General features: G+C 69.9%; 13 protein-coding genes. 12 read left to right on the plus strand and 1 reads right to left on the minus strand.

Features of this window, described 5'->3' with window-relative positions:
* Window positions 1-160 precede the first annotated feature (160 nt).
* The 12 genes from ACF08M_RS40810 (at window position 161) to ACF08M_RS40865 (ending at window position 10,219) form a co-directional block, all read left to right on the plus strand.
* Window positions 161-583 (plus strand): hypothetical protein, encoded by a 423-nt coding sequence (locus ACF08M_RS40810; protein ID WP_392190376.1) that lies wholly within the window; start codon window positions 161-163, stop codon window positions 581-583.
* A gap of 135 nt (window positions 584-718) precedes the next feature.
* Window positions 719-1,936 (plus strand): hypothetical protein, encoded by a 1,218-nt coding sequence (locus ACF08M_RS40815; protein WP_392190377.1) that lies wholly within the window; start codon window positions 719-721, stop codon window positions 1,934-1,936.
* Between the two features lie 373 nt (window positions 1,937-2,309).
* Window positions 2,310-3,401 carry a hypothetical protein gene (locus tag ACF08M_RS40820; RefSeq protein ID WP_392190378.1) on the plus strand — a complete coding sequence of 364 codons (1,092 nt, stop codon included), beginning with the start codon at window positions 2,310-2,312 and terminating at the stop codon, window positions 3,399-3,401.
* A 128-nt stretch (window positions 3,402-3,529) separates the two neighbouring features.
* A complete protein-coding gene (locus tag ACF08M_RS40825; RefSeq protein WP_392190379.1) occupies window positions 3,530-4,435 on the plus strand; it encodes a hypothetical protein in 906 nt (301 codons plus the stop codon).
* A 251-nt stretch (window positions 4,436-4,686) separates the two neighbouring features.
* The gene (locus ACF08M_RS40830; RefSeq protein ID WP_392190380.1) at window positions 4,687-5,577 is read left to right on the plus strand and encodes a hypothetical protein; all 891 of its coding nucleotides are present in this window, start codon (window positions 4,687-4,689) and stop codon (window positions 5,575-5,577) included.
* A gap of 119 nt (window positions 5,578-5,696) precedes the next feature.
* Window positions 5,697-6,119 carry a DUF6409 family protein gene (locus tag ACF08M_RS40835; protein WP_392190381.1) on the plus strand — a complete coding sequence of 141 codons (423 nt, stop codon included), beginning with the start codon at window positions 5,697-5,699 and terminating at the stop codon, window positions 6,117-6,119.
* Window positions 6,120-6,450: 331 nt separating this feature from the next.
* Entirely contained in the window at window positions 6,451-7,464 is a 1,014-nt protein-coding gene (locus tag ACF08M_RS40840; protein WP_392190382.1) for a DUF3560 domain-containing protein, read from the plus strand.
* A gap of 123 nt (window positions 7,465-7,587) precedes the next feature.
* Window positions 7,588-7,992 (plus strand): DUF6197 family protein, encoded by a 405-nt coding sequence (locus tag ACF08M_RS40845; protein WP_392190383.1) that lies wholly within the window; start codon window positions 7,588-7,590, stop codon window positions 7,990-7,992.
* Window positions 7,993-8,036: 44 nt separating this feature from the next.
* On the plus strand, window positions 8,037-8,435 hold the full coding sequence (locus ACF08M_RS40850; protein WP_392190384.1) for a DUF6181 family protein: 399 nt from the start codon (window positions 8,037-8,039) through the stop codon (window positions 8,433-8,435).
* Window positions 8,432-9,040 (plus strand): DUF6349 family protein, encoded by a 609-nt coding sequence (locus ACF08M_RS40855; RefSeq protein WP_392190385.1) that lies wholly within the window; start codon window positions 8,432-8,434, stop codon window positions 9,038-9,040. Before ACF08M_RS40850 ends, ACF08M_RS40855 begins: the two co-directional genes overlap by 4 nt.
* A 201-nt stretch (window positions 9,041-9,241) precedes the next feature.
* Entirely contained in the window at window positions 9,242-9,520 is a 279-nt protein-coding gene (locus ACF08M_RS40860; RefSeq protein ID WP_392190386.1) for a DUF6211 family protein, read from the plus strand.
* Between the two features lie 45 nt (window positions 9,521-9,565).
* Window positions 9,566-10,219, plus strand: coding sequence for a hypothetical protein (locus tag ACF08M_RS40865; protein WP_392190387.1), 654 nt, complete (start codon window positions 9,566-9,568; stop codon window positions 10,217-10,219).
* A gap of 242 nt (window positions 10,220-10,461) precedes the next feature.
* Here ACF08M_RS40865 and ACF08M_RS40870 read toward each other — a convergent pair whose 3' ends face one another.
* Window positions 10,462-11,409: a hypothetical protein gene (locus ACF08M_RS40870; RefSeq protein WP_392190388.1), complete on the minus strand. Its 948-nt coding sequence runs from the start codon at window positions 11,407-11,409 to the stop codon at window positions 10,462-10,464.
* Window positions 11,410-11,886: the final 477 nt, after the last annotated feature.

Below are 11,886 nucleotides of genomic sequence, written 5' to 3' on the forward strand. Positions count from 1 at the left end.
CGCTGGTCACACTTCCGACGCCGCAGCCAAGCCCGAGCCCGCCGCTGCCACTACCAACGCCGAGGCCATGACCCCCACATGCGGTTGCAGTACTAACCCCCTCAGCCGCCCGACGCCGGGGGCGGGAACCGCCCGCCCCGGCACCCCCAGGAGCCCCACAGTGACCCGTACAGCTCTGTTCGAGACCCACGCCGACGACCACGGTTGCGGATGCGTCCCCGCCCCCGCCGAGCCCGACCCCGGCACCACCGCCGACATCATGCAGGCCCGCGCCATCGCGTCCGGTCTCGCGGAGTTCGGCATCGGGCCCGCCCGCTGGTCTGCCGCCTACGACCACCAGGCCGCCGCCGTCGTCCTGCGCGTGGACACCCCGCGCGGACTGTACGCGCTCGCCATCCCGGCCCCCGGCCAGCCGTTCCCCGTCCACCACCGGGGCGCACGCATCGGCGCGCTGGACTGCCGTCGCACGTACGGCACCGCCGACAGCTACACCGCCGCGCTGTTCGCGGCGTTCCTGCGCGACCGCGCCGCACTCGACATCCCCGGTCGGGACGCTTGCCCCACACCCCAAAACATGGTTTAATTAATGGCGCCGGAGGGGGAGGGCAACACCCCCTCCGGGCCACCGGCCGCCATTCGGCCCGACCCCGGCCGCAGGCGGAGGGCAACCCGCCCGGCCGGGCCCTCGATTCCTCTCTCACCAGCAGGAGTACCCACGATGACCAGCGCAGCCATGCGGTTTTCCGTCCCCGCCACGGCCCAGTCCCGCGTCCGTCAGCTTGTCGACGCCACCAACGCCCGCGCCGCCGTTCACCGCCTCAGCGCGTACGCGCTCGACATCTCCAAGCCGTTCCTTGCCGACTACCACGACATTGACGACCGCCTGATCGGCCAGCGCCCCACCGTCACCGTGACGATCTCCGGTGACATCCCCCGTCACCACGGCTGGACCGTCATCGCCCGCTTGGACCACGACGAGGAGGGCGAGACGATCACCAGCCTGTTCCCTGGTCTGCCCGAGCAGGACGCCGAGGCCGCGCGCCAGTACCGCGCCATCGAGAACTTCTGCCACGGGTGCGCCGTGTCCCGTCACCGCACCGCCACGTATCTCGCCCGCCACGAGAACGGCGAGATGCGCCAGTTGGGCACGACGTGCGTGGAGCCGTACACCGGTCTGCCGATCAAGGGGCTTGAGGCCCTCTGGAGGTTCGGCACGCTGAAGGACTCCGATTGGGACGGCGAGGGGGTCGGCATCCCGGCCGATCTCCGCGTCCCCGTGATCGAGGTTCTGCGGGTGACCGCCGCCATTGTCAAGACCGAAGGCCGGTTCTACAGCCGGTCCGAGCAGTGGAAGAACACCCCGCCAACCGCCGGCGGCGTCGAAGCGTACTTCTTCGACCGCAAGGCCCCGATGGACTGGCGGGCCGCCATCGACGCCGACCCCGACGCGCCGACCACCGCCGCCGCCGTCCGGGCATGGGCCGTCCAGGGATACGGCAGCCTCTCCGACTACCGCCACAAGATGGGCCAGTTGGCGAAGGGCGAGACCGTTGACCCGCGCCACCTGCCGACGCTCGTGTCCGCCATCGCGGGTTGGTGCCGCGACCAGGAGAAAGAGGCCACCGAGCAGGCCGCCCAGAACTCCCGGCCGCAGGGGACTGTGGGCGAGCGCATCACGACGACCGCCACCGTCACCACCGTGATCGAGCTGGAGGGCCGGACATACGGCTACCAGACCCAGCGCCGCCGACTGGTGAAGTTCCAGGACCCGCAGGGCAACGTGTTCGTCTGGTTCAGCAGCGCCGGGACCGTCCCCGACCAGGGCGAAGAGGTCGAGCTGACCGGCACGGTCAAGGACCACAGCATCTACGGCGAGACAGCACAGACCGTACTCACCCGGTGCCGCGTTGCCGCACGCGAACCGGTCGCCGCGTAGCAGGCCCGGCCGGGCGGGAGCCACCGCCCGGCCACCGCCCGGCCGCCGGGCCGTGGGGCGGACGGCATCGAGCCGTCCACCCCACGCTCCGCCCACCGCCGTCCGGGCCCGACCGCGTCGGCGGCCGGCCCCGCTCACCGGCCCCCGTACAAAGGGCGTCCCTCCGGGACGGCTCAGCCTGGCCCGGCTCGCAGCTGGCCGGAACGTCCGGGCCGCGGGCGGCCCTCCCACCCCGTCCCGACGCCGGGCCAACGGGCGTGCCCTGCGGGCAGGACGGCACTGTCCATCGCGCTCCGCGCGACCATGGGCGGCACCTCCACCACGGAGGAACGGCACGCCGCCGACTGCACCACCGAGACCCCGAGGAACACCCATGCCCGAGAACGCGCGCGCCGCCCAACGTCAGGTCGCCCTGGCAGGAGAGCCGTCTCCGCAGAACTGTCTCCAGGTCGCCAGGCAGGCCGCGATCCTCGCCGTCACCGCAGCCGACGACGCCATGACCGCCGCATGCCGCAGCCGATCCGGAGCCGCCTCCCGCCTGGAGGCAGCCATGCATGCGGCCCACAAGGAAGCCGTCGAGGCCGAGCAGTACGCCGACCGTGCCGAGCAGTACGCCGACGATCCCACCGTGCCGCGCAGTGCCCTGCTGTACTGCGCCCGTGAGGCCGTCGACCACGCTGTTCGGGCGCAGTCGGCCGCCGGAGTCGAGACGACGGCCACCGACCTGCGGGCGGAGCTGGAGCGGAAGTTGACGGCGGCCGAGTACGCCGAGCGGGAGATCGAACGCCACCGGGAAGAAGCCGAGCGGGAGGCCGAGGAGCGCGCGGCCACCGGCATGGACCAGGAGAACCGGGACCAGGCGGCGAGGAACCGGTACTTCGCGGAAGGGCACGTTGCCGAACTCGGCTGGACGGCCGGACACGTCCGGGTGCTGGAGGCCGCCGAATCCGGACGCTTGTACTGGCGAGACGGGCGAGCCCGGCAGACAGCACGGCACGGCGTGTGGAACGGTGGCCGCCGGATCAGCCGCGAGCGGCCCCAGGCCCTGTTCGTCGCGCGCTTCCTCGTCGCCGTCCGCCAGGAGGACGGCACCCACGTACTGACCCCAACCCCGATGGGACAAGCCGCCCTTGAACTGGCCCGCCTTCATCCGGCCGGACTGCACGCCAGCGACCAGGCCGCCTACGAAGCGCGGTTCGCCAAGATCCGCCGAAGGTACAAGCGCTGCGACGACCAGAAGGCCGCTGCCCGCCGCTTGCCGCCGCTCGACTCCAGCGCACGGAAGTTGTACCGGACGCCGGTCACCCTCGCCGAGCGCGAAGCCGCCGAGCGGTGGGAGGACGAGGGTGGTCACTGCCCCTGTGCGGGCACCCCGCACCCAGCAACCGTACCCGTCGCGAGCGTATCCGCCCCGATCATCCGTCCGGCGTCCCGACATCCGGTGGTGCAGTCCAGCTTGTGGTGATGATGCCGGGGCGCCGGCGGTTAAGGGTGCGGCCCGTCAGATGTCGGAGTCGTGGCAACCCCTCGGCGGGAACCCGCCGAGGCTGTCCCGAAGCAGCTTCGCGCCTGCTGGGGATACGATCCTTCGACATGACGACCGAGCGGCATGTTGAGCAGTTCCTCCTGCACGCGCTCGATAAATCGGAGGGCAGCCTCAGCAGGTTCCTGGATCCTGGCTCGATCATGGGTTGTGTCCAGCACGGTGACCTCAACGAGCAGCAGAGGCATCCCATTGTCATCATCGACAAGCAGGAGAAGGACGCTATCGTCTCGTTGCTGGTGGCGCGGGGGTACATGAGCGCCAAGGTGCAGGCCAACGGATCCGCGTATCTCGTCAAGCTGACAGGCAACGGACTAGAGCACGCTCGGGAGTTGCTCCGTCGATCGGGGTCGAAGATCGAGCGCGAGGCGTACCTCCACAATGTGCTCGTACGCTGGGCCTACGAGCACGCCCCTGCCGGTGGATCGGCGAGTCTTCAGGGGTTCGCCGGCGATGAGCACTGGTGGTTCGCCGGGACCCAGGTCACGTGGGACGAGGTGTTCGCCGCTGTCCACTTCCTTGAAGCGGAGGGTCTTCTCAGAGTGGATCAGGCCAACGGCTTCGCCCGCGTCCAGCCGACACCGTTGGGTACCAGGTTCGCCCACTTCAAGCAGACTTTGAGGACCTTCATGATGACCCAACCGTCGCAGGCTTCAGGAGTTACGAACAACTTCTACGACAGCAACGTCGTCCAGGGGGACGCGCCCGGCAGTAACTTCGCCACGGGCGAGAACATCACTCAGGCGGTCAACCATGGCGTAGATGCGGACGCGCTTGCCTCCCTGGTCGCACAGCTCCGGGAAATTGCGCCCACTTTGGAGCTCGCCCAGGAAGATGCTGAGGACCTCTCTCGGTGCCTGCGGTGCAGTGCGCTGATCAGGAACCCGGGCACGGAGTCCAGGCCGGGCCGCTGCGCGGTCGCTGCGCGAGCCAGGACACCGCGCCCGGAACCCTGATACGGCGGAGCTGTCCGACCGAGGAGGGAACCCCGCCCAGGCCCGTTGTGGCCGGGCCCGGCCGAGCGGGTGCGGGTCGGTGGTGCGGACAAAGGTGCGGACAAAGAGCAGGTCAGGGCGTGTATCCGGGTTGACCCTAACCTAGAACGTGGTTTAATTAGTGATGCTGGAAGAGGGAAGGCAACCCCCCCGACTGGCATCCCGGGGCCAGCCGGCCCCGGACGCCGATTTCTCACCAGGAGGACCGCGATATGCCCCGTAAGCCGAAGATGACCGACGAAGAGCGCCGGACCTGCAGCGCCAAGATGCGCGGCGAACTCGAAGCCGTCATGGATCGCGCGTACGGCGCGATGGTCGGCAGCGAAGAATTCTGGGCCACCGTCATGCGCACGGCCGCGAACCTGACCCACCCGGACCGCGACGACCGCAGCCCCGTCAACTGCATCGCCATCGCCGCCCAGTGCCCGCACGCCACCCGCGTACTCAGCTCCAGAGACTGGCGAAAGGCCGGGCGCTTCCCGGTCAAGGGGTCCACCTCCCTCCGCATTTGGACGCCGATCAAGCGGCGGCCCGAGGGGGCCCAGGAGGTCATGGCTGCAGCCGCCGACGGCGGGCAGCGAGAGGCCACCGGCGGGGCCGCCGAGGGTGAGGTGCGCAAGGTGTCCGGCTTCAAGGCCGGGCCGGTTTTCGACATCAGCCAGACCGACGGCGACGCCTACGAGCCGCCCGCCGCCGCACCGCTCGCCGCCGAGGTCATCCGGGAAGTCCTGGTGAACCAGTACCGCGACCAGTACCACGAAGGCTCGGAGCAGGTCGGAGGGTTCGACTTCACCCAGGAAGCCCCAGACAACGCCGTCCGCATCCTGCTCTACGGCCACGCGTGGCGGCGCATCACCGAGGCGGACGCCCCCCTTCCCGGCCAGCACGCCGCCGAAGTCGCCTCAGCCGCCCATGTCGCCGCGCTCATTCTCAACATCACTCCGGGTCCCGCCGTCATGCCCCCGCTCGCGGGCATCGTCACCCAGGACAAGAGGCCCCCGGTGCATGAGTCTGCCGTCCGGGTCATCGAGACCGCCCGCGCCATCGCCCGCGCCGTCACCGCAGCCGCCGAGCGCCGCCGCGAACTTGCCTTGACCGGTTGACGCAGACCCAAGAACATGGTTTAATTAATGGTGCTGGAAGGGGGCGGGCAACCCCCCGACCGACACCCCCGCCGGGGCCGACCGGCCCCGGCGGAACCTCTCACCAGGCAGGACACGACATGCTCACCACCGACCAGAAGCCCATCGTCCAGGACTTCCCCACCGCGACGCTCGTGATCGGCGGACCCTGGTTCCGGGGCCACCAGCTCGACACCCGCCCTGCCGTCGTCGTCGGCCCGTTCGGCGGGCCGGAGTTCGCGGACGAGGCCACCATGTCCGTGGTCTGGTTCTTCACCCTCGGTGCCCCGCAGCCGGGCGACAGCGTCCAGGCGATGTTCCCGCACGAGCTGACCCCGCTGGACGACACGCTGACCACGATGCACGGCGACACCTTCCGCGACATCGTCCGCCGCCTGCGCCGGGGACGGTTCGCCTACGACGACGGGGACGCGCTCCGCGCCGCCGTCCGCCAGGCATGGCGCGAGCGGACCGGACTGGCCGACGCCGATCCGACCGCCCGGCACACGCTCCACCGCAGCTGACACCAAGGCCCGCCGGTCCGGGGGAGGGCAACACCTCCGGACCGGCAGGCCCCCAGCACCCCAGCGGACACTCCTTCGGGGCGGCAGGACAGGTCCGGTGCGTTCACCGCCGCCGGCCGACTCCGCCGCAGGCGGCTCCGCCGACCGACGACGGGCACCGGGCCGCAGTGGACGCGCCCCGCGGGGGCGCGACAGCCCCTGTCGTCGCGCAGGCGCGACGACCCGCGAGCCGATCGTCCCTCACGGCCCGCGCCGGTGGTGCAGCGCCGCTGCCAACGCACGGTCCGCCCTGCGGCCGGACCACAAACTCTCACCAGGAAAGACCAGTTCAGTGACTATCGAGATCACCCACACCCGCCGAGAAGGAACCCTGATCGAGGGCACAAGCCGGGGCGACGGATCGGCCGAGATCCTGCGACTCCGCGAGTACGGCCGAACCCAGCGCCAGCCCTTCCGCTGGAGCAGGAACCTTGACTGCTGGTACCTCCCGCACAGCCGCGACCACGCCACCTACACCCCCTCGCTCGAACTCCTCGCCCAGCGACTCCGAGACGCGGGCTTCGAGGTCACGCTGACCATCGACAACGCCGACCGCCGCTCGTTCTCCGAGGCCGAGGAGGAGCGGGAAGAGAAGGCCGAAGGCCGGGCGGAAAGGTTCGGCGGGTACGCCACCACCGCCACTCGAAACTCCGAGGCCGCGTGGAAGAAGAGCCACCAGATATCCGAGCGGTTCGCCGGTGGTCAGCCGATCCTCATCGGCCACCACTCCGAGGGCCGGGCCCGCCGTGATCACGCGCGGATGGACGACGCGATGCGCAAGAGCATCGGCGAGCGCGACCGCGCCGACCACTGGACCGGCCGGGCGCAGGCCGCCGCGAACTACGAGCGGTTCAAGAAGGACCCCGGTCGCACGCTCCGCCGTCTCGACAAGCTGCGGGCTGACCTCCGCGCGGTTGAGAAGTGGCAGCGCGGCGAGTCTGCCAAGGGCTACTCCCGCAATCCCAACGACCCCGAACTGACGATCCGGCACGAGGAACTTACCGAAGAGATCGAGCACTGGCAACAGATCATCAAGGACGCCGAGGCCGAAGGCTTCAGGGTCTGGTCGAAGGCCGACTTCACACGCGGTGACTTCGTTCTCTACCGCGGCACCTGGTACGAGGTCCTGCGGGTCAACCCGAAGTCGGTGACCATCCCGCACATTCACAACGGCACCGGTCAGCGCATCGTCCGCGCCACGGGCAACCGACACGACGACTGGACCTGGACCGCCCCCTACGACGACGTGTCCGGGCGCAAGAGCGCCGACGAGATGCAGCAGCCGCCCAAGGCCGAGGCCGCGTAAACCACGCCCCGCCCGCCCCGGCGGCCGAGCGCGCCGGGGCGGGCCCCTCTCTCTACCAGTAGCCACCCCACCGGGGGCGGTGGCAGCGCGCCGCCGCCCCCGCCTTTCCTGAAGGACAGAACCGTGCAGACCCGCCACACCCCCGAAAGCCTCGTCATCGCGGACACCCCCGCCGCGATCCTGGAATGGGCCGCCCGCCACATCGAACACGTCGGCATCCACCAGGGCCCCCGCCTGTTCGCCGGTCCGGGCCGTACGGCCACGTTGCCGTGCTGGCCGCGCGGCGCCCTCGAAGTCGCCGCCGGCCGGACGTACGGCTGGGACCGCATCCACCGTGCCCGCGACCAGGCGTTCGGCATCCTCGCGGAAACCCTCACCGGTCACCCCGTCGACGCCGACGAGCAGGCCGCTGCCAAGGCCCTTCACCGCGAGGTCATCGACCGATGGAGCGCCGAGCCCGGCCGCACCGCCGCCGACGCCGCCCACCTGTTTCGCACCGCCGCCCGCGCCGAACACGCCCTGTTCTGACCCCCGCCGCCCGCCAGCATCCTGAGTCATCGAAGGCCCACACGATGGACGAGACGACAGAAGACCGCAGCACCACCAGGACGCCGAGCCGCCGAGGAGCCGCCACCCCCAGCCGGGACGGCGTCCACCGGCTCAGCGTTCCCCTCCACCCCCGGCTCAGCGCGACCGAGCTGATCCGCGCACTCCTCGCGGCCCCGAGGGAAACCGACCTCGCCGCGCTCGACCCCGTACAGATCCGGTCGCTCATCGCCGGCGTGCTCACTCAGCACGGCTATGTCGTGCTCGACCGATCGCCGTACTACCCGGAGCTCGACCGCCACCAGGACGCCCGCCGCGCCGTGCGCCGCGCGTACGGGGCCCGGTTCCTCGGCGCCCCCGACGAACAGGCCGTGCTCGCTGACCCGCTCCGCGAAGTGCTCGCCGCCGGAAGCAGAAAGTCATGACCGCCACCGTCGCCGAGCCGACTGGAGCACGGGCACGGCAGACGTACTACTGGCGAGTGCGCAACGCGCGGACGCGCCAGTCACCCGCGAGCACCGGGCAGGCGTGGCACATCCAGTCCGGACACCCCGGCGGCGCGTACTGCGACCTCGGCCACGAACTGGACCCGCCCGCACACCACACCCCGACCCTGCTCTCCCACAGCCGACCGACCGGCCGCCGGGGAGACGAGCAGGAGTTCCGGGGCGGGTGTCTCGCGTGCGACTGGGAAGGCCCCGTGCACTCCGGCGACGGGTTCGGCGACGGTGACAACGAGGCGGTGGAGGATGCCCACGACCACTGCTTCCCCGGCTGGCGGACACTGCCGCCGATCACCACCGTTGAGGACCGGTGGGCCGTCCCGCGGAGCCGGAGCCGCTGGGCTCAGCTCATCGCCCGGTACCCGGCGGGCTGGGTGGACCAGGGCGCCCCCGTCGTGGCCTGGAGACGGTACCGCCGCGAAGCTCACGCTCCGCCCCACGCGGGACGCCCCCGCTACGAACTCCGCATCACCCGGCCACCACGCGACCGGGACCACCGCCCCGCAGATCAAGGGGCCCTCTTCTGATGACCGCCGTCCCGCGGACTAGGTCCCCGCCCTGGCTCGACCCAAAGGTGGTTTAATTACTCCGCCGTCAGCGGAGCGGGCAACCTCCGACCGGCCGCGCGTCCCACGGGACGCCACGCACCCAGACAACAGATGACGGCCAGCGCACAAGGGCAACAAGGCGCTGGCCGTCGGTGTCTCTCTCACCAGAAAGACCACACCATGCTATGTGACCGACACCCCGACTGTCCCCAACCCGGCGACATCGCCCAGCTCACGAGGGGTAACAGCATCGGCGCCGACCCCACCGACAGCTTCGTCATCGTCGAGGACTTCCCCCCGACCGGCCGACACCTCGTGCTCAACCTCCCCGTCGACCACCCCGGCCGTGCCGACTGGGCCGCCGCCGTCCCCCTGGCCGACATAGCCACCCTCACCCGGCTCGAACCGGCGGGCAGCCGTACGTGGACGCCGGCCCTGGACCCGGACGACATCCAGTGACCGCGCTGAGCGGTCACGACCAACGACCAAGAACAGGAGGCGACCGTGCCCCGCAAGACCGCCGGCCGCAGGCTCTATTCACGCGCGGACCTGCGCCAGGTTCACGGCATCAGCGAGCCCACGCTTCAGAACTTGTGGACCGACCGGGAGAACAACGGGCACCCGCCCGCAGAGACCATCGACGGCGTCATGCACTGGGACGGTGACGTATGGGCGACGTGGCACCACGAGCTTCAGCGGCGGCGCGCCGCCGCGAACACCACCAACCCGCCGAAGCTCGACGGCGACCCCGAAGAGATGGTGGGCCCGGCCGAGGCGGCGAAAATCTGTGGGTTCGCCGACTCCGCCACGGTCTCCCACTACGTCAAAAACCCGCCCGAGGGGTGGCCGGCACCCGACGACTGGGACGAGCTTCCGACCCGGCGCCGCCCGAAGTGGAAGCGCTGGCGCCTGTGGCAGTACCTCGCGGACCGCAAGGGCCGCGGGCACGCTGGCGGACGGCCCACCGGCCGCCGCGGACTGGCCTACCCCTACCAGGGAGACGAGCGGCTGACCCTCGCCCGGCAGGCCATCGCGGCGAACCCCGGAGCGAAGAACGCTGAACTGATCCCCGCACTCCAGGAGCAGACGGAGAAGACCTACTCCCGCCCGACCTGGAACCTGATCCTCAAGTCCGCCCGCGAGCACCCCGAGGAGTGACCCGTGCCCGACACCCGCTGCCCGCGCTGTGGCGGCCCGCTCGGTGAACGGCCCGCACGTTCCCGGCTCACCGTTGATCGCGACGTTTTCATCTGCACCCCTTGCGGCTTCGACGAAGCGGGGCGAGGTGCGAGTGAACTGCCGCCCATCCCATTTGGTGACTGGCCCGTGAAGTAACCGTCCTCCAGGCATGAGGGCCGCCCTTTCGGGGCGGCCCTCATCTCGTCTTCGTACGACAAGGATTACGCCAGAACGTCGATGCGCCCTCGGCAGGCGGCACGGATCGCCTGGAGGTCGGCAACGGCGAGCTGATGCTTGGTCTCGTCGTGATGCGGTGCGTCTACGACCGCCATCAGTGTGTGCTCCAGTTCCGTGATGGATTCGGCCGGTAGCACGAAGGAACCGGCCAGGTGAAAGCCGGTGTCAACCCGAGTAAGCAGAGTCGCCTCCAGAACATCCCAGGCACGCCGAGCAGCCGCCTGCTTGCCCTGCCGATCGGCGTCTGGAGCGCGGCCGAGTTCTTCCAGGGATCTGATCATGTCCGTTGTCCGCAGATGCAACTGGGTGCAGATCCTCCGCACTCGCGCGAACACCTTCAGAGTTACGGCGGCTCCGGCCGCGCCCAGGGTGAGGGTCGCTCCCAGCAGAACTGGCCGGAACCGCGCGTCATCCTGGGTGTACTGCATGAACCACAGCACGCCAATCAGCCCGCACCAGAGGGCCAGGGTCCTCACCGGCGCGGCCCTGCCGAGCCGGCCTCGAAGGCGCTCGACCGCGAAGTTGCTCGGCTCAATGCCAGTCCCGTAGACGAACTGAAGGCACCACACCAGAAGCAGCAGCCCGGCAGCCTTTCCGCGGTCGTCCGGTGCCGAGACCAGGGCCAGCCACGCGAACAGCGTCACGAGGATGAGGTAGTACGCCAGGGGAGCTGCGGTGAACCGGCGTTGGCTCTCCTTGGGAAGCCCCTCGTACCAGGGCTTGAGCAGCCAGAGTACGGGCAGTGCGAGCGCCACGCTGACTGGGAGCTGGACCATCAGCCAGACCTTGGAGCCCGCGGCGATGGCTGCGAACATGAGCATGGGCACCGCGAAACCGAGACCGGAAGCGATAGCGAACTGCTGGTTCTCTGTCAGCCCTCTAACCCGCGTGGGTATCTCCAGTGCACGCAGGCACTCTTTGACGTTGAGCACGGGCAGGGCCTTCCGGGATCTTGTGCCGTCTATCGACACGGCGGCCCACCAACCTATGCCACGGCACTGACAACAGCTTCTTCGCCCTGGACGAGGGCTGATGGTCAAACCGTCCCCGGCTCGACTTGTTCGTCCCGCTCGTCGATGCACCTTGAGGAGCACACCTCAAGCCTTCTTTCAGAGGTAACAGTCCAACAGCCATCAGGCTCCAGGGAACCTGATTCGCAGCAACGCCCAGGCCGCTCCGAGCTATCTGCTCCTATCGGAGTCTGCACTGCTCGGTGGACGTGACCAGTGAGGTGCAAGGTCCCTCTGCGTAGACAATCGCGCACCTGCTCAACTTGACCCTGCATTCTCGGCAGTCGGCCGACACCACGTCGGGGGGATCCTGGCGAGCGCGTCAAGGGGTTGGGTGGCGTAGTGCCCTCGGGAGGATGAACCACAGGCCGGTGAACATGACGAGCGTGGCGGCCGTGA

Origin of the sequence: Streptomyces sp. NPDC015032 (assembly GCF_043080425.1) — a bacterium.
Taxonomy (GTDB): Bacteria; Actinomycetota; Actinomycetes; order Streptomycetales; family Streptomycetaceae; genus Streptomyces.